Genomic DNA, 15,795 nt, shown 5'->3' with positions numbered 1-15,795 from the left:
GAAAACATCGAGCACGATCAGAAGATTCGCGTCGGCAACGAACGACATGACACCGTTGAAGCCAACACGCTGAGCGAGTTCAAGGTTGAAGAGCACCGAATTACGCATCTGGATCGCATCAGCGAGATGCGTGCGGATGATCACCTGACCGTGGGTGTCACCCAGCACCTGAAGGTCGGGACTGCGCAGTTTGTCGAGGCCGGGTCAGAAATCCATTACTACGCCGGCCAGAAAGTGGTGGTCGAAGGTGCGATGGAACTCACGGCCAAGGCTGGCGGGAGTTTCGTCAAGGTTGACGCGGGTGGCGTGACCATCAGCGGTGCCGAAGTGAAGGTCAACACTGGCGGCTCGCCTGGGGTCGGGACGCCTGCGGCACCATTGCTGCCGGGACCGATGAAAGTGGCGGATGCGGATAAGGCCGGAAAAGTACTCATCCCGCTTCCAAAGCGTCTGAACGAGTCAGGTATCACGCCGTTGTGCGGAAAACAAAGCAACGGCGCCTGCAGCCGTAAGGATTGCACATGCATGTAAAAGCGCTGACCGCCCTCCTCGAAGCGCCACGCCATGGGTTCGAGGAATTGCCGAGAGAAAGCTCCGACCTGACCCTGTGTTTCATCATTGATCGCGTCCGTCAGCCGGAAGCCATGAGCCGCCTGTACCGTGTCGGCGAGCCCGTAGACACCCAAGGTCTGTTTCTCAACACCGACTTCGCTGAAATTGCCGCTGACGGTCCTCTCTGGCTGGTCGCCCCGTGGGGCAGTCGACTCGCAGCCGAAGCGGCAAAGCTCTGCGAAGAAAATTTCTCCGGCATTGCCCTCTCCACAACAGATCCAGCCAAGGCACTGGCACATGCCCGCTGGCTCCTGCGTGCCAACGATGGCTCAGGTGGCCAAAGCCTGTTGAGCTATCACAAGCCAAGCCTGTGGGCCGCGCTGGCCTACACCGCTGGTGAAAGTTCGCATCAACTTTTCGGCCCTTGGCAACACGTTTACAGCCCGGCACCGGTCCACTTCGGGCGTAATCGCGGTCGCTGGCTCAGCTGGCGCCCCGTTTCGGAACTTGAATGGCTGGGCGACGTCTCAGCGTTCAACCTGCCGCCAACAGCGCCAAAGGTTCAGGAGCATCTGGGTTGGGTTTACTGGGCAGACGAGCAATACGCTGCCTACGGTGAACCCACCGACGAACAACTGCCCAACCTCGTGGAAAACCTGAACGTGCTGGTTGCCCACAACATTTACGAAGGTCGTCATTTACTGAAACTGGGCCAAATCACCAACGGCCCGCTGCTCGAAATGCAGCCTCAGGCAATGGCCATCCTGCAATCCAGGGAAGAGTCGTTCATCAAAGTGCAGCAGTTGCAGCAACTCGCTATCAGCGCTGCTTGATGACCCCCGTCCGTAAAGAATGAATGGAAGCGAAATGGAACAGAACACCAGCGCAACAACTAACACCGAGTCGGCACCTGCTACACCAGTAGTTGCAGACGAGACTTGTGCAAAACCACCTCGGGATATCGGTGAACAACCCGAAGCGCCGGAAGATACACCAGGCGATCACGACAAAGTGAAAACGCCCTGCTCCACCGTTTATGGCAGCGCCATTTACGACACTGAGAATGAATCATTCTGGTTGCTGCCGGAGCGAACCAATTCGGCACTGAAAGAAGCTTCCAGCGATCTGGAACAAAAAGTTAGCTCTACCAAGTCACCCGAAGAGCGCAAAAAAGGGCTCTACGAATCCGGTCTCTTGGAGTATTTCCTCGAACCCAAGCTGGCAAACTTTCTTGAGGGTGAAGAGAAATCCCGGATGCTGGAGATCGAAACTCAACATCCCAACATAAGTAATCTGGACGCGGCCCTGCTTGAATCGCAACAGAGCAGGAAAGCCGCAGCACCAGAAGCAGAAGCAGAAGCACCTGCAACGCCTCTCACGCGCCTCGAACAGGATCAGATCAAAAGAAACGAATTGATGTCCGCCCGTGAAGACGCTACTCGCGTGCACGGCATGCACAGTGAATGGAAAAAGCTCAAGCGTACGGCCATTGCCGCCGCGACGGAAAAAGGCTACGCGTACGAAAGCGGCAGTCTTTATGCGCCGAAAGCCATAGCCGCTCGTGAAGCCGTTCAAAAATATCTGAAAGCACGAGAAGCGCTGTTAGAAGACAAGGATCTAACCACGTTAACATCGGCAGAACTCGCCCCGATGCTCGCTCAGGACAAAAAGCGGATAGATGACATCGCGATGTGCGGCACCAATAATCAGTTGATGCTGTGTACTTATGTGCGTGACCAGGAAATCAAACGCAAGGAAAGGAAAGCGACTTATAACGCTTATCTGGATGCCATCACCGATGTTGCTCAGTACGGAATTGCCTTGCCCGAGTTCGCACTGATCCCCGAAGGGGGAGCAGTCGAGGGTGGCGTCGACTTGTTCAAGCAGTATCTGGCACTAGAGAAAGAGCAAAAAGAGGTCAATGAACGCCTCAGTACCAAATACAAAAGCTGGATCGAGGCAAGTGGACGACAAGCCAAGGCGCCCACCAACCTTGTCACCAATGAGCGCACCGCCTGGGATCGGCTGCAAGCATCAAAAGAAACACTACGGCTCCAGGCTGAAAACAATGTGGAAACGGCGACTGTTCGCCGTCATCTGTTGTGGGAGCCAGAACAATTTCAGGCAAGACCTGAAGAGCGTTTGATCAAGAACGGCTTCCCGCTGGCCGAGATGAGCATGGCGGACAGCCTGAAAAAACCTCTGACCTATCTCAGCATGTATTCGCTGCCACGAATCAAACAGACCGTTAAAGATGACTGGAAGAAAGTTGGCGCCAAGGTCAAAGATCTGGCGAAGCGTCCGGGCAATAGTGATGGAAAAGCAACGACCGACACTGAGCTGAGCTTGTTCGGACAGTGGCTGAAAGACGAAGGCGCTTTGAGGATCAAGGATCAGGAAAGCGATTGGTTCTCCTCCGAAGGCTGGTTCGAGATCGAAAAATTCAACGCCTATCTTGAAAGCAAAAAGTACAAGGTTACGGCGCTGGAGAGCGCTGGAACGCGTAAAGAATGGGGAGACCGGTTGCAGCAAGTGTTGTTCAAGGACAACGTTCGCAAGACCTTCCGCATTTTCGACATCACTCCGCAGGCACAGTTGGTTCGTTGCCTGATGCCTTCCACCACGAAGATCATCCATTCGTCGACAAAAGTAGAGGGGCCTGATTGGACATTGGCCGAAGGATTCCAGGCCTCGGCGAAGGCGACCTTTGCCGTTGACCTTGCCAGGGGTGAAGTCGAACTCTTCAAAGTCGACTTGCCAGACCGCGCCAGCGCTAAAGATATCGTTATCACCTACCGAAACGCCGAAGACATACAGCAGAAGATGAACCTCGGACGTTTTTCGCTCTATCTAGGCGCGAAGGCTTGGGGCTACGCCGGAGCATCGTTGCTGCTTTCTTCGGAAATTGCATTGGATGTCAGCAACGCTGGCTTCCATTTAGCGCCTCCGGAACCAGTCGTTCGCAACCCCGATAAGCGCAGCTACGCGAGAACTGAAAAAAGTGGCCAAATTAAAAGAGCTCCTGAAACGCTACAGATACAGGATGGCGCAAAAGCCGCATTCAATCTGTTCGCAGGCCTGCAAACCGGGATCATGGTCACCGGAGCGCTAAACTGGGCTCCCCCCTCCGAAGTAGCCTTGCTAACCAAAGCGCCCGTTGCCGGCAAAGCTGCCGGAATGAAGGCCAGCGAATGGTTTAGCCTTGCGCGTTTGACCGTGGAACTCAATGCCGCAGCCGGTCTCGGTGCGAGGGCTGAAGCCAGTATTTCCTTGCACGAGGGGCGTCTGGTTCTGGTGCTCAAGGCCGCATTGATAGCCGGCCCCGGCGTAGGAGGCTCCTTCAAGTTCGAAGTGGGGTACGACGCCGTCACTGAGTTGCTTAACATGTTCCGTAGAGAACTGTACAAAAACAATCAAAACCCGATTTTTGTCATTGAAGATGAGACGTACGCTTACTTATCCAAAATGAATTCGCTTGCTATCTCCGGCTTCGATGTAGGGATGATTTATCTCATGGGGGTAGATGCAGTGATGAGCCTTTATGAAAGCTTGACCTCCACTGGAAAAGGAGGACTGATCGCAGACACGATTATGTTTTATGACCAACAAGCAGAAATCGAGGAGTGGTGTGTCAACGCGATCCCAGGAGCACTTGGCCCTCTGCTCATGACGTTAATTAGTCCGCCAGAAGGATTCACTATCAACGCGTCATCCCCTTCGAACCCATCAAATAAAGAAGAACGAAAATACAGCGCCGATGAGGCTCATCTAATCCAACAAAGAGCGATCGAAAGAATATTAGCGTGGATAGTAAATAACGCTCAAAAGCAAAACTGTCTGGACAAAGCGCAGAGCCAATTCGTAGAGATCTGCATGAGCATGAACAAGTTCGGCTTGAAACCGAAGAACGCAGATCAAAAATACTGTGAAAGCCGCTTGGATCTTGATAATTTCATGAATGAAGCAGTGTTGCGCCTCGTGGAAATTGATGGTGACCGAATGCGCGAACGATACTCATCCCACGTCAAGTTACTAGGTGCAAAACGAGACAGCTTCTGTCAGCGAACTCAGTATTACGGGCGTACCTATATCCCCTCCGGCAAAGCCACCTATGTTGGCACTCCAAAAACAACCATTTAGCTCGGAACCCTCATGTTAATCAAAACAGCACTTTCGCTATTGATGTTTTTCACGCTCAACTGCTATGCAAACACTGAACTGACAAAAGAGCAAAGCTCGGCGAAAAACACTGGGATTATTTTATATAACCAATACAAAGCCACTTCTGCGATCCCTTTTTTAACAACAGCAGCAGAAGCGGGCGACTCCGAAGCACAATATTATTTAGGAGAGTCTCTTCGAAAGAAAAATCATTACATGAACAATGAGGCCAGAAAATGGTATGAAGCATCGGCAGGTCAGAACAATCTTTATGCCATGATCCAATTGGGCCGCATTGAGCACGACATGTGCGAAATATCCAACGACTGCCCCACTTCGCAGAAACAAGCAATTGATTGGTTGAATCAGGCAAAAAATATAGCTCAAGAAAAAGCCGAAGCTGGAGACGCGGAGGCGATGTACATAATGTATGAAATCACGCTAGATGATACTTGGCTTGAAAGATCCGCCGTTGCGGGAGATGCATTTGCACAGTACTGGATGGCGGTTTCCGTCAAGCAAGGCGATGGCTTTTTCCTGCCTTGGAAACGAAGAGAAGCAGTTGAAAAATGGTTTAAGCTTTCGGCTGAAGGCGGCTACCCCAAGTCAATGATGAATTATGCCGCCATTTTATATGAACGAGGTGATGTAGAAGGCTATCGCCATTGGGTCGAAAAGACAGCGCTAACGGGGTATGCAACTACTGTTTTCGGCTACGGCTCGGATTTGGCACATGAGCCTGACAGATTTGGATTTCCGCTAGATTTAATTAAGGGGTACGCGCTTTTATACTGGCTGTCCGAGCTCGACGGGGGTGGTGGCATGAAGGAAAATGTTGAGTACACGCTACCTCGAATCGCCGCTAAAATGACTGCTGAACAGATTGAAGCAGCAAAAAAGTTTTCTCAAGAATGGGCTGCGTCGCACCCTCCTCTCTCTTTTTTTCCTGACAAACTTAGCCGTTGATCACCATGAAACTTCCTATCGCAGGTTTTTTGCTAGTCGCTTTTAACCCCGCCGCACTGGCACTAAGTGACTACAAACTTGCAATGAAATATCGCGACATAGTTCTTTACAATCATTTTAAAGCTGTTTCAGCGCCTCCTCTACTGAGAATAGCGGCAGAGGCTGGAGACCATGAGGCACAATATTATATAGCTGAGTCATTGCGACAAAAAAATAGCTATATGAATTCTGAAGCAAGAAAGTGGTATGAAAAGGCAGCTACAAAAAATCACCAAATTTCACAGTATTTGTTAGCTAAAAGCTACCATCAGGGGGACGGTTTTTTTCTTCCATGGAAACGCTCAGAAGTTGTCGAAAAACTATTCAAAGCTTCAGCTGAGGGTGGGTACCCGCCTTCCATGATGGAATACGGAGCCCTTCTTTATGGAAAAGATGATATTGAAGGGTTCCGTCATTGGAATGAGCAAGCAGCTTAGCAAGTTACGCCACAAAGGTTTATGGTTACGGCTCTGATCTTGCTCATGAGCCAGACACGTATGGATTTCTATTCGATGTCGTTAAAGGTTATGCGCTCGCTTACCTGAAGAAGCTAGACGGCGGTGGGGGTTTACAAGAAAGAGTGGAGAGCAAGCTACCAAAAATTGAAGCGAAGATGACAGCTGAAAAAATTTCAGAAGGCAAACAACTTGCGAAAGAATGGAAGGCTACTCACGCCCCACTTTCCTTCTACCCAGACAAATTAAGTCGCTAAAAACTAAATCTATCATTATCCTCTTTCTGACAAGTTAAGCTGATAGAACCCATGAAGTATTTGGCCATTTTTCTGCTACTCATGACATCACTTCCTTCTTACGGGGAAGCCCAACTGGATGCACAGCAGAAAATCGCTAAAAACAAAGGCATTGCACTTTACAACCAGTACAAGGCCACTTCAGCCATCTCCTTTTTAACAATTGCTGCAGAGGCTGGCGATCCTGAAGCTCAGTATTATTTAGGCGAAGCTCTTCGAACAAAAAATCACTATATGAACGCAATTGCCAGAAAATGGTACGAAGCGTCTGCGAACCAAAACAACCTATATGCAATGATTCAGTTAGGGCGTATAGAGCAAGATCTATGTAACATATCAAGTGACTGCCCCCTTCGCAAAAAACACCTGCAGAGTGGTTAAATCAAGCAAAACAGTTAGCCCGACAATAAGCTGACGCGGGTGACGCAGAAGCGATGTACCTGATGTACGAAATAACGCTAGATGATATTTGGTTAGAAAAGGCTGCATCTTCAGGAAATGCTATTGCGCAATACTGGGTGCCAACTTCATTGAAACAAGGTGAGATTTTTTTACTTCCATGGAGGCGAAGTGAGGCGATTGAAAAATGGTACAAACTTTCGGCTGAAGGCGGCAATCCTAAGTCAATGATGGAGTTGGCGGTTCTTCTTTTTGAGAAGGGGAATATTGAAGGCTTCCGGCATTGGAATGAACAAGCGGCAGTTACGGGTTATGCAGAGTTCATATATGGATACGGTTCATACTTGGCTCACGAGCCTGACACCTATGGCTTTCCTTATGAGCCTGTACAGGGATACTCGCTCATTCACTCCCTAAGCATCTTGGATGGTGGTGGAGGAATGCAGGAAAACGTTAAATACAAGCTTCCGCTTATTGCTTCCAAGCTAACCCCTTCGCAGATATTAGAAGCCAAGGAACAATCAAAAAAATGGATATCAACGCATCCACCCCTGTCTTTTTTCCCTGACAAGCTAAGCCGTTAGATTATTTTATTCAAAACAGTGGCGCAAGAATCATACAAACGGGAGGAGTAGATAGCTCGGAGTTAGCCCAGCGCCGTCCTACTCCCGTTTTTACTAGCCCATCAAACCGGCGCCTTCCAACTCAACATCTGCTGCTGCGCCACCTGCAGCAAATCATTGCCATCCTGCGTCAACAGGTAAAGTGCATGGGTGATGTGTGGAATGTCTTGCACGTCGGCGTGCTTGAAGCACAGGCAATGCAGGGTTTCGAGCAGGTCGGCGGCGGCGCGGATGCGCTGGACGGCGGCTTCGAGGATGTCTTTCGGGTTGGCTTGGGTGTCGATGAGCAGTGTCGGGGTTTCGGTGACGTTGCTGCTGAGGGGGAGATAGCGGTTTTGTAGCAGTTTGATTATTGGCATATTGATTACTCGATTGTTTCAAAAGTAACCGCCGACACCGTGACCAAACGATGGGAGGCGGGCCGTGTACAGGCTTGGTCAACCGAGAACAATCAACTCAGCTCGCCCGAAGGCGTCCTGCACACGGCCGCCACAGCTATGCACTTCACGGTCAAAGAACTCCGCGGTGCAAATGATGGCACATATGCAATCGATTATTCCCGGGTGACCAAACCCGAACCACTGATTTTGCAGCGGCAACCGACAATAACCGCCCTGCTCCAACCGCCGAAAGCAGACAAAGCACCAGCCTTTGTAGGAATTCGCCAAACCTTCCAAAGAAAACCGCCGCACTCCCTGACAGCCGGCGTTCAGCTCGGTTAACCATCCCTTAACGCCGTGGTCAAAAACTCTACTGAACCGCACGCCCTCAGCCATTCTGGCTGTTGCCCAGTGCGGCAGGTTCGGGTGAATCACGCCGAACTCTAGAACCGCCACTCGGGAGTCCTTTCATGAACATTCGTCCTTTATTGCTCAGCGTCGCCCTCGCCTGCACCGCGTTCGCCGGGCTGGCCCAGGCCAATGACACCTCTGCCACGTCCAAAGCCGTGCCGTATGAGTACGGCATGCCGCTGCATGTGGCCAAGGTGGTGTCGTTGACCGAGCCGCCAACACAAACGTGCAAAGTGGTTACGGCCGATATGAAGTACATCGACAACGCCGGTAAGCCTGAGGAAATCAGCTACCGGAAATTGTCTGACGCGTGCAACTTCCAGAACTGACAGAAACGTCTGATTTGCGGGTTTGCGGTAGGCGTGGGGTGTTTCGGCGGTTATGCTCGGAGCCCTCCTCACTGCCGCAAGGATTCGCCATGCAGTTGTCGTTTCGCACGTTGTCGGGTCTCACTTCTTCGTTGTGTTTTCTGTTGGCGCTGGCCTGGGGCTTTGTCCCGGACATGCTGCTGGCGATCTGGAGCATTGAATATTCCGAAGGGGCCGGATTTGTCGCGCGGCGCAGTGCGGTGCTGTTTGCGGCGTTGGGAGTGATGTTTTATCTGGTGCGCAATGCACCGCCGTCGCTGGGGCGCAATGCGCTGAGCAACGGGTTTATCGTCGGTTGTTTTGGTTTGGCGGTGCTGGGTTTTGCGGAATGGCTGAACGGTCATGCCGGCCCCGGGATTTTGCTCGCGGTGCTGGTCGAGTTCGCGCTGGGCCTTGGTTTTGTGCAGGCCCGGCGCGTGACGGTCGAACTGGGTGAAACGGTGCGTTAGACGACTCTGGAGCGTGGGCTGTAGTGATGTTGCACAGTTTGCTGGTTCAGATCCGAGCGCAGCCCGGCGATCAGTTCGTTGATTTCACGACAGCCATTGAGATGGCTGGCGTCGATGCCACTGACCAGCAGATCGACCTGATCGGTCTGGTGATCGCCGAAGACCTTGACGGTCATCGACAAGTCCGGCGATAGCGTGCACTGGCAGCGTTTCGGCAGAAAACTGCTTTCAATGATATTGCGTAGTTCCAAGGCAGACAGAAACATGGCGAAACCCTCTCCTTACTGTGAGATGCCAATCAAGTATTCACGCTGACCGTTGCTGCCCCTGCACGGGTGTGTCCCCGCTGTTTCCCTGGTGCGACAAGCGGTGGTACTGCGAAATGCCCATTGGAGTGTAGGCGCCCAAGGCCGGTGCGCCGCACTGAAAAGACGCATAAAGCGTGCCTTTCATCGGTTCATTTTCACCCTCATGAAATCAAGCACTTGGCGGCGGTGCCAGCATTTGGCTACTTGCAAATTGCAAGAATGGACCCTGCCGGCACTGCATTTTGCAACTCGACGCTGGTTTGCAATCACGGCCCATGACGGTAAGAATGCCCGTCATCCACCCTACACCCGCACGGAGGCTTCCATGGGTTCTTTACGCGTTTACGCGACCACCGGTTTGTTCATCGCCAGCCTGTCCACCCTCGCCCACGCCGCCAAGCTTGAAGACGTCGCGCCGTTCCCGAAGGCTGAAGCCGGGTTCACCCGCCAGGTCATTCACTTGCCCAAGCAAGAGCAGGAAGAAAACTTCCAGGTGGAAATTCTCGCCGGCAAAACCCTGGAAGTGGACTGCAATCGCCAGCGTTTGGGCGGCGTTCTCGATGAGAAGAATCTTGAGGGCTGGGGTTATCCGTTCTATCGCCTGGAAAAAGTCATCGGGCCGATGAGCACGATGATGGCCTGCCCGCCCGGCAGCCAGAAGAAACGCGCATTCGTGCCGGTCGTCGGTGACGGTTTCATGCTGCGTTACAACAGCAAGTTGCCGGTCGTGGTGTATGCGCCGTCTGACGTCGAAGTGCGTTATCGCATCTGGTCGGCGTCGGACAAAGTCGGTACAGCCCTGCAGGAATAACCGGAACAAGGAGTGCTTCGTTTGATTACCTGCCACGTCCGATATGTCATTGATCCCTACCAATTGCCTGAGTTCGAGGCTTACGCCAAGGCCTGGCTCGGCATCGTCGAGCGCTTGGGCGGCACCCATCACGGCTACTTTTTGCCGTCCGAAGGCGCGAGCAACATCGCTTATTGCCTGTTCAGTTTTCCGTCGCTGGCGGATTACGAAAGCTATCGGCACATCGCGATGACCGATCCGGAAAGCACCGCACTGGTGGCCAGCCTGGTCGAGAAGAAGTTCATCGTCAGCTACGAGCGCAGCTTCCTGCGCCCGTTGCTGTCGTAAACCTCATCATGCCGAGACGCCGCACATCGCGGCGCGCTCGGCGACATGGCGCAGGCTGTCGAAGTTGATATTGGCGCCCGAGTCGATCGCCACGAATGTCTGCTCGCGCACCCCGGTTCGCGCTACGTACTGCTTGATCCCGGCCACGGCCAAGGCGCCGGACGGTTCGGTGATCGAGCGGGTATCGTCGTAGATATTCTTGATCGCCGCGCAGAGATCGTCGTTGCTGACGGTGATGACTTCGTCGACGCAAAAGCGGCAAACCTCAAACCCAAACGCGCCAATCTGCGCTACCGCCACGCCATCGGCGAAGGTGCCGACATTGGGCAGCACCACGCGCTGATCTGCTTCGAGCGCAGCCTTCAGGCAAGCTGAGTGTTCAGATTCGACGCCGATGATCCGTACTTCCGGGCGCAGGTATTTGACGTAGGCCGCGATGCCGGCGATCAGACCGCCGCCGCCCACCGGGATAAAAATCGCATCCAGCGAACCTTGATGCTGGCGGAGGATTTCCATCGCCACGGTGCCCTGCCCGGCGATCACTTCCGGGTCATCGAACGGTGAAACGAAGGTGCGCCCAGTCTGTTGCGCCAGTTGCAGCGCATGGGCCAGTGCGAACGGGAAACTCTCGCCGTGCAGCAATGCTTCAGCGTCACGACTGCGCACACCCAGCACTTTCAATTCTGGCGTTGTCGCCGGCATGACGATGGTCGCTGCAATCCCCAGTTCGCGTGCTGCCAATGCCACGCCTTGCGCGTGATTGCCAGCCGATGCGGTGATTACCCCCCGCGCCCTCTGTTCGTCGCTCAATTGCACCAATTTGTTGTAGGCGCCACGGATCTTGAAGGAGAACGTCGGTTGCAGGTCTTCACGCTTGAGCAGAATCCGGTTGCCCAGCGCCTCCGACAGCGCCGGCGCCGCTTGCAAAGGCGTGCGCACCGCGAGGTCGTACACCGGCGCGGCGAGGATCTTTTTCACGTAGTGCTCAAGCAAGTTTTGCTGATCGGGGCTGTGCGGCATGGTCGTCTCCTGACATTTTTCAAAACCCCGGAGACAGAAAGTAAAAACCCGCCTCTAGGGCGGGTTGGGTGCTGCAGTCGTGAGCTAGCCCGCCAAATGAGGAATGGCGGTAATAATCATTGGCTGGCAACGCGATACAGTCGAAGTCATAGACTGGAAATTAGCCTGCACGGTGCTGGCAAGTCAATGGCCAATTTTGCGTGGCGACGTTAGTCTGGCGACTCTCTCATCACACCAAGGAAGGCTTGCATGATGTCTATCGCCCTGCCCCTCACGGCTTTACTCGCTTTCAGCGCTTACACCGTTTCAGTGATGCTCCAGGCTGAACAGTCGTTGATCGACTTTGGCATCAGCCTGATGTCGCGGCCCGACACAGCGCAGGTGGTGATTGATCTGTATCTGCTGGCGACTCTGGCCGGCGTATGGATGGTCAAGGATGCCCGGTCGCGTGGGCAGTCGGTCTGGTCGGTGGTGCCGTATTTGTTGCTGACGGCGGTTTTTGTCTCGGTTGGGCCGTTGTTGTATCTGGTGGTGCGCGGGGTTCGCGAACGGCGGAAGGCGGTGGCAAAGTGCAGCCAGATACTATGAACACCTGAAACCCCTGTAGGAGTGAGCCTGCTCGCGATAGCGGAGTGTCAGCCAAAGATGAGGTGACTGACACTCCGCTATCGCGAGCAGGCTCACTCCTACACTGGAATGTCGTGGCTCCTACACTGGAATGTCGTGGCATTCAGCCCTTTTTTACGGCGACGAACGCGGCGGTTTCGTAAGGCACCGTCACCACATCCCTACCACGCAGTTCCGGCTCGGCGGCAATCAACGCGCGAAGCTGCTCATCAACCTTCGCCCGCTGCGCATTCGGCAGCGCGGCGATGAAACTGGTCGAGCGCACGCGGTTGAAAATCACGTCCTCCGGCGAACCGGTATGGCCATGGTGAAACCGTTCGACCTGCAGAGGCGCGAACGCCGGGTGCGGAAACACTGTGCGCCAGGCGCCGGTGTAATAGCGTGGCGTGTCACCTTCCAGTGCGTTGACGATGGCGTCCAGTTTCGGCACCCAGCTGACCTGGGTGTCGCGCAGATTCCAGATCAACCCCAACTGGCCACCGGGCTTGAGTACCCGGGCGATTTCGGTCAGTGCTTCGGTGCTGGCGAACCAGTGAAACGCTTGCGCGCAAATCACCACATCGACTGAAGCGTCCGGCAACGGCAGATCAGTCGCCGTGCCGTTCACGGCCAGCACATCGGGCCAGGCGTCAGACAGCTTTTCCAACATCTGCGGCACCGGTTCAACCGCGATCACTTGTGCGCCGGTCGCCACCAGCCGCCCGGTGAACTTGCCAGTACCGGCGCCCAGATCGATCACGGTTTTATGCCCATCCAGGCCCAGCGTCGCGGTCAACCATTGACTGACTTGCGGCGGATAGTCCGGCCGCCCTTTGACGTAGGTGTCGGCGGCGGTTTTGTAGCCGGCAGCGGCTGAGTGATGGATTTGGTCGGTCATGGCAACGCTCCTTACGGCAAAACATCGGATCGACGGCAGACGCTCCCGAGCATAGCGCTTGAATTTACGCTGAACTTGAACAGTCACTGATAAAGCGATGAATAAAAATTCACCCTGTGGTGTTCAAAGTGAAACATAACCCCCTGTGGAGCCTTGCCCATGACTATCCGTTCCGTTATGTTCGCCGCCCCGTTTCTGCTGGTCGCCGCGATGTCCAGCCAACTGGCCTTGGCCAATGGTGATGAAGAAGCGCCGGTGCAGAAACCCGAATGCCCGAAAGGCCAGGTCTGGGACAGCAAAACGCAGAAGTGTGTGATGCAAGTCAGCAAAGCACTTTCGGATGCCGACCGTACCGATTATGCCTATCGCCTCGCCAAGGTCGGTCGCTACGAAGAGGCCCTAGCGCTGCTCGACACACTGAAGCAACCGAACACTGCCAAGGCCCTCAACTATCGCGGATACGCCACACGCAAACTGGGGCGCACCGACGAAGGCATCGGTTATTACCTGCAATCGGTGAAACTCGATCCGCAGTACGCGCAAGTGCGCGAATACCTCGGCGAGGCCTATGTGATCAAAGGTCGCGTCGATCTGGCGCAGGAACAGTTGCAGCAGATCAAATCGATTTGCGGTATGTCCTGCGAGGAATACCAGGATCTGGCCGAAGCCATCAACGATTCATCGAAAACCTGAGCACATATAAGGGCCGTCATCATCGTCAACGATCAGGCATTCAGAACAGAACTCGGACAGCATCTGGCGCGACTGTGGCGCTATGGTCTGCTGTTGTCGCGCAATCGGCACGTGGCCGAGGATCTGGTGCAGGCCACGTGTGTGCGGGCGCTGGAGCGCGCCAGTCAGTATGTGGCCGGCACGCGCATGGATCGCTGGTTGCTGAGCATTCTGCATTCGATCTGGCTCAACGAAGTGCGCGCTCGTCGCGTGCGTCAGGGGACGGGACAGGTCGATGCCGATGGTCAACTGGCGTTCGACGGTGAGTACGCCGCGCAGACGCACGTGATGGCGGCGCAGGTGATTCGCCGAGTGGACGCGCTGCCGGAAACCCAACGCGAAACCGTGTATCTGGCCTATGTCGAAGGCTTGTCCTACCGCGAAGTCGCCGAGATCCTGCAAGTGCCGATCGGTACGGTGATGAGTCGCCTGGCCACCGCACGGCTGAAACTCGCCGAATACCCGCCGTTGCAAGCAGTGCCTAAACCCACCGAAGGAGACCGTTCATGAACACGCCTTCGGATGAACAACTGGTCGCCTACCTCGACGGCGAACTCGACCCTGAGTACCGCGATCAGCTGGACAATGCCATTGCTGAAGACTCGCTGCTGAGTCTGCGCGTGCAATGGCTCAGCCGCAGCAATCTGCCATACAAGAACGCCTATGACGAACTGGCGCAACAGGCGCCGCTCGATCGCCTGCAGGCGCGGCTGGATGCGATGCCTTCACCGCAGCGTCCGGGCTTCAACCGCCGCTGGTTTATCGCTGGCGCCGCCGCAGCGCTAGTGGCCGGCGGGGTGTTGGCCGACCGCTTGTTCCTCGGCTGGCATGCCGCACAATCGAATAACTGGCGAGGGTTGGTGGCTGATTACATGGCGCTGTACGTGCCGCAAACGCTTGATCATCTGCCCACCGACGACGCCGCACAACGGGCACAACTGCGCACGATCGATGCGCGCCTGGGCCTCAATCTTTCACCTGCCGCGTTGAAGTTACAAGGTGCCGAGTTCAAACGGGCGCAGATGCTCGAATACGACGGTGTGCCCATCGCGCAGATCGTATATCTGGATGCGAAACATGGGCCGTTGGCGCTGTGTGTCACGCGCTCGAACCGCGGCAGTCAGCCGTTGGCCCATGAGCGTCGACGTGAGATGAACGTGGTGTATTGGACTGAACGTGAACACGCGTGGATGCTGATCGGACACGACGCCCCGGTGGCGCTGGAAGACAAGGCAAAACTGTTGAACAGCCGTTTAAACACCGGATAAATGCTGCACTATTCTGGGTGAGTGATTTTTCAAGGACTCCACGATGCCTGATTCTTCCCGTTCTGCCTTACTGGTTATCGACGTTCAAAACGACTTCACCCCCGGCGGCCAATTGGCAGTACCGGAAGGTGACCTGATTGTGCCGCTGATCAACCGGCTCGCCCGTCAGTTCACCCAGGTCGTCGTTGCACAGGATTGGCACCCCACCGGCCATGCCTCATTCGCCTCCAGTCATCCCGGACACCAGCCCTACGATGTCATCCAGTTGCCTTATGGCGAGCAGACACTCTGGCCCGACCACTGTGTGCAATCGACAGCAGGGGCCGAGTTTCACCGGGGACTCGACTTGCCTCATGCCCAGTTGATCATTCGCAAGGGCTGCAATCCTGATATCGACAGCTATTCAGCCTTTCTGGAAGCCGATCGCCGAACCACCACTGGGCTGGCCGGCTACCTCAAAGAGCGCGGGATCGATACGGTCTACATGGTGGGGCTGGCACTGGATTTCTGCGTGATGTTTTCGGCGCTGGATGCACGGGCGGCGGGGTTCAATGCCTACGTGGTGCTGGATGCGTGCCGGGCGATCGATCTGAATGGATCACTGGCGGCAGCAATTGAACGGATGCAGGACGCCGGCGTCGGGTTGATTCAATCGACTGAACTGATCTGAACAACCACAGCCCCCTTTGGGAGCGAGCCTGCTCGCGAAGGCGGCCAAGTATGCGT

The 15,795-nt window shown here is 54.6% G+C and carries 20 protein-coding genes and 1 pseudogene; 16 read left to right on the top strand and 5 right to left on the bottom strand.

Annotated elements, in window-relative coordinates; all coding sequences use genetic code 11:
- The 7 genes from PMI23_RS24035 to PMI23_RS30090 all read left to right on the top strand — a co-directional run.
- A partial coding sequence (locus PMI23_RS24035; protein WP_007950160.1) for a bacteriophage T4 gp5 trimerisation domain-containing protein occupies nt 1-531 on the top strand: 531 nt, incomplete at its 5' end.
- Nucleotides 522-1,385, top strand: coding sequence for a DUF4123 domain-containing protein (locus PMI23_RS24030; RefSeq protein ID WP_007912135.1), 864 nt, complete (start codon nt 522-524; stop codon nt 1,383-1,385). The genes PMI23_RS24035 and PMI23_RS24030, both read left to right, overlap by 10 nt.
- Before the next feature lie 34 nt (nt 1,386-1,419).
- Nucleotides 1,420-4,692 (top strand): hypothetical protein, encoded by a 3,273-nt coding sequence (locus PMI23_RS24025; protein ID WP_007912137.1) that lies wholly within the window; start codon nt 1,420-1,422, stop codon nt 4,690-4,692.
- Nucleotides 4,693-4,704: 12 nt separating this feature from the next.
- Nucleotides 4,705-5,679 carry a tetratricopeptide repeat protein gene (locus PMI23_RS24020; RefSeq protein WP_007912139.1) on the top strand — a complete coding sequence of 325 codons (975 nt, stop codon included), beginning with the start codon at nt 4,705-4,707 and terminating at the stop codon, nt 5,677-5,679.
- Nucleotides 5,680-5,684: 5 nt separating this feature from the next.
- Nucleotides 5,685-6,155, top strand: a complete 471-nt coding sequence (locus PMI23_RS30215) for a hypothetical protein (RefSeq protein ID WP_338010054.1) — start codon at nt 5,685-5,687, stop codon at nt 6,153-6,155.
- Nucleotides 6,156-6,481: 326 nt separating this feature from the next.
- The gene (locus PMI23_RS30095) at nt 6,482-6,850 is read left to right on the top strand and encodes a hypothetical protein (protein WP_081498739.1); all 369 of its coding nucleotides are present in this window, start codon (nt 6,482-6,484) and stop codon (nt 6,848-6,850) included.
- Between the two features lie 62 nt (nt 6,851-6,912).
- Complete coding sequence (locus PMI23_RS30090; protein WP_007912145.1) at nt 6,913-7,452, top strand: sel1 repeat family protein; 540 nt, start codon at nt 6,913-6,915, stop codon at nt 7,450-7,452.
- 101 nt (nt 7,453-7,553) lie between these two features.
- On the opposite strand, the gene PMI23_RS24010 is transcribed toward PMI23_RS30090, so the two are convergent.
- Nucleotides 7,554-7,850, bottom strand: a complete 297-nt coding sequence (locus PMI23_RS24010; RefSeq protein ID WP_007912147.1) for a hypothetical protein — start codon at nt 7,848-7,850, stop codon at nt 7,554-7,556.
- Nucleotides 7,851-7,928: 78 nt separating this feature from the next.
- On the bottom strand, nt 7,929-8,327 hold the full coding sequence (locus tag PMI23_RS24005; protein WP_007912149.1) for a hypothetical protein: 399 nt from the start codon (nt 8,325-8,327) through the stop codon (nt 7,929-7,931).
- A gap of 14 nt (nt 8,328-8,341) precedes the next feature.
- On the opposite strand from PMI23_RS24005, the gene PMI23_RS24000 reads away from it, so the two are divergent.
- Together PMI23_RS24000 and PMI23_RS23995 are read left to right on the top strand one after the other, a co-directional pair.
- Nucleotides 8,342-8,611: a DUF2790 domain-containing protein gene (locus PMI23_RS24000; protein WP_007912155.1), complete on the top strand. Its 270-nt coding sequence runs from the start codon at nt 8,342-8,344 to the stop codon at nt 8,609-8,611.
- Nucleotides 8,612-8,700: 89 nt separating this feature from the next.
- The gene (locus PMI23_RS23995) at nt 8,701-9,099 is read left to right on the top strand and encodes a hypothetical protein (RefSeq protein ID WP_007912156.1); all 399 of its coding nucleotides are present in this window, start codon (nt 8,701-8,703) and stop codon (nt 9,097-9,099) included.
- Here the strand turns inward: PMI23_RS23995 and PMI23_RS23990 are convergent.
- Nucleotides 9,096-9,365, bottom strand: coding sequence for a DUF1652 domain-containing protein (locus PMI23_RS23990; RefSeq protein ID WP_007912157.1), 270 nt, complete (start codon nt 9,363-9,365; stop codon nt 9,096-9,098). The genes PMI23_RS23995 and PMI23_RS23990 overlap by 4 nt on opposite strands.
- Before the next feature lie 367 nt (nt 9,366-9,732).
- Between PMI23_RS23990 and eco the strand changes: the two genes are divergently transcribed.
- Nucleotides 9,733-10,218: a serine protease inhibitor ecotin gene (gene eco, locus PMI23_RS23985; protein WP_007912158.1), complete on the top strand. Its 486-nt coding sequence runs from the start codon at nt 9,733-9,735 to the stop codon at nt 10,216-10,218.
- A 21-nt stretch (nt 10,219-10,239) separates the two neighbouring features.
- Complete coding sequence (locus PMI23_RS23980) at nt 10,240-10,545, top strand: NIPSNAP family protein (RefSeq protein ID WP_007912159.1); 306 nt, start codon at nt 10,240-10,242, stop codon at nt 10,543-10,545.
- A gap of 24 nt (nt 10,546-10,569) precedes the next feature.
- Here PMI23_RS23980 and ilvA read toward each other — a convergent pair.
- Nucleotides 10,570-11,565, bottom strand: a pseudogene (gene ilvA / locus PMI23_RS23975) (threonine ammonia-lyase, biosynthetic); the annotation flags it as partial.
- A 249-nt stretch (nt 11,566-11,814) separates the two neighbouring features.
- On the opposite strand from ilvA, the gene PMI23_RS23970 reads away from it, so the two are divergent.
- Complete coding sequence (locus PMI23_RS23970) at nt 11,815-12,153, top strand: DUF2834 domain-containing protein (protein WP_007912161.1); 339 nt, start codon at nt 11,815-11,817, stop codon at nt 12,151-12,153.
- Nucleotides 12,154-12,295: 142 nt separating this feature from the next.
- Here the strand turns inward: PMI23_RS23970 and PMI23_RS23965 are convergent, their stop codons facing one another.
- Nucleotides 12,296-13,069 carry a class I SAM-dependent methyltransferase gene (locus PMI23_RS23965; protein WP_007912162.1) on the bottom strand — a complete coding sequence of 258 codons (774 nt, stop codon included), beginning with the start codon at nt 13,067-13,069 and terminating at the stop codon, nt 12,296-12,298.
- Between the two features lie 159 nt (nt 13,070-13,228).
- On the opposite strand from PMI23_RS23965, the gene PMI23_RS23960 reads away from it, so the two are divergent.
- The 4 genes from PMI23_RS23960 (at nt 13,229) to pncA (ending at nt 15,739) form a co-directional block, all read left to right on the top strand.
- Nucleotides 13,229-13,762 (top strand): tetratricopeptide repeat protein, encoded by a 534-nt coding sequence (locus PMI23_RS23960; protein ID WP_007912163.1) that lies wholly within the window; start codon nt 13,229-13,231, stop codon nt 13,760-13,762.
- 63 nt (nt 13,763-13,825) lie between these two features.
- Nucleotides 13,826-14,311 (top strand): RNA polymerase sigma factor, encoded by a 486-nt coding sequence (locus tag PMI23_RS23955; RefSeq protein ID WP_414894951.1) that lies wholly within the window; start codon nt 13,826-13,828, stop codon nt 14,309-14,311.
- Complete coding sequence (locus tag PMI23_RS23950; protein ID WP_007912167.1) at nt 14,308-15,069, top strand: anti-sigma factor family protein; 762 nt, start codon at nt 14,308-14,310, stop codon at nt 15,067-15,069. The genes PMI23_RS23955 and PMI23_RS23950 overlap by 4 nt, the downstream gene beginning before the upstream one ends.
- A gap of 43 nt (nt 15,070-15,112) precedes the next feature.
- Nucleotides 15,113-15,739 carry a bifunctional nicotinamidase/pyrazinamidase gene (gene pncA / locus PMI23_RS23945; RefSeq protein WP_007912169.1) on the top strand — a complete coding sequence of 209 codons (627 nt, stop codon included), beginning with the start codon at nt 15,113-15,115 and terminating at the stop codon, nt 15,737-15,739.
- The last annotated feature ends 56 nt before the right edge of the window (nt 15,740-15,795 follow it).

Source organism: Pseudomonas sp. GM24, assembly GCF_000282235.1.
GTDB lineage: Bacteria > Pseudomonadota > Gammaproteobacteria > Pseudomonadales > Pseudomonadaceae > Aquipseudomonas.
The sequence above is the reverse complement of the archived record's forward strand: the minus strand, read 5'-3'. Positions and strand labels throughout refer to the sequence as shown.

What these genes read in the sequence shown, in the direction of transcription:
- PMI23_RS24030 (WP_007912135.1), top strand. Translation starts at nt 522, where the DNA reads ATGCATGTAAAAGCGCTGACCGCCCTCCTCGAAGCGCCACGCCATGGG.
- PMI23_RS24025 (WP_007912137.1), top strand. Translation starts at nt 1,420, where the DNA reads ATGGAACAGAACACCAGCGCAACAACTAACACCGAGTCGGCACCTGCT.
- PMI23_RS24020 (WP_007912139.1), top strand. Translation starts at nt 4,705, where the DNA reads ATGTTAATCAAAACAGCACTTTCGCTATTGATGTTTTTCACGCTCAAC.
- PMI23_RS30215 (WP_338010054.1), top strand. Translation starts at nt 5,685, where the DNA reads ATGAAACTTCCTATCGCAGGTTTTTTGCTAGTCGCTTTTAACCCCGCC.
- PMI23_RS30095 (WP_081498739.1), top strand. Translation starts at nt 6,482, where the DNA reads ATGAAGTATTTGGCCATTTTTCTGCTACTCATGACATCACTTCCTTCT.
- PMI23_RS30090 (WP_007912145.1), top strand. Translation starts at nt 6,913, where the DNA reads ATGTACGAAATAACGCTAGATGATATTTGGTTAGAAAAGGCTGCATCT.
- PMI23_RS24010 (WP_007912147.1), bottom strand. Translation starts at nt 7,850, where the DNA reads ATGCCAATAATCAAACTGCTACAAAACCGCTATCTCCCCCTCAGCAGC.
- PMI23_RS24000 (WP_007912155.1), top strand. Translation starts at nt 8,342, where the DNA reads ATGAACATTCGTCCTTTATTGCTCAGCGTCGCCCTCGCCTGCACCGCG.
- PMI23_RS23995 (WP_007912156.1), top strand. Translation starts at nt 8,701, where the DNA reads ATGCAGTTGTCGTTTCGCACGTTGTCGGGTCTCACTTCTTCGTTGTGT.
- PMI23_RS23990 (WP_007912157.1), bottom strand. Translation starts at nt 9,365, where the DNA reads ATGTTTCTGTCTGCCTTGGAACTACGCAATATCATTGAAAGCAGTTTT.
- eco (WP_007912158.1), top strand. Translation starts at nt 9,733, where the DNA reads ATGGGTTCTTTACGCGTTTACGCGACCACCGGTTTGTTCATCGCCAGC.
- PMI23_RS23970 (WP_007912161.1), top strand. Translation starts at nt 11,815, where the DNA reads ATGATGTCTATCGCCCTGCCCCTCACGGCTTTACTCGCTTTCAGCGCT.
- PMI23_RS23965 (WP_007912162.1), bottom strand. Translation starts at nt 13,069, where the DNA reads ATGACCGACCAAATCCATCACTCAGCCGCTGCCGGCTACAAAACCGCC.
- PMI23_RS23960 (WP_007912163.1), top strand. Translation starts at nt 13,229, where the DNA reads ATGACTATCCGTTCCGTTATGTTCGCCGCCCCGTTTCTGCTGGTCGCC.
- PMI23_RS23950 (WP_007912167.1), top strand. Translation starts at nt 14,308, where the DNA reads ATGAACACGCCTTCGGATGAACAACTGGTCGCCTACCTCGACGGCGAA.
- pncA (WP_007912169.1), top strand. Translation starts at nt 15,113, where the DNA reads ATGCCTGATTCTTCCCGTTCTGCCTTACTGGTTATCGACGTTCAAAAC.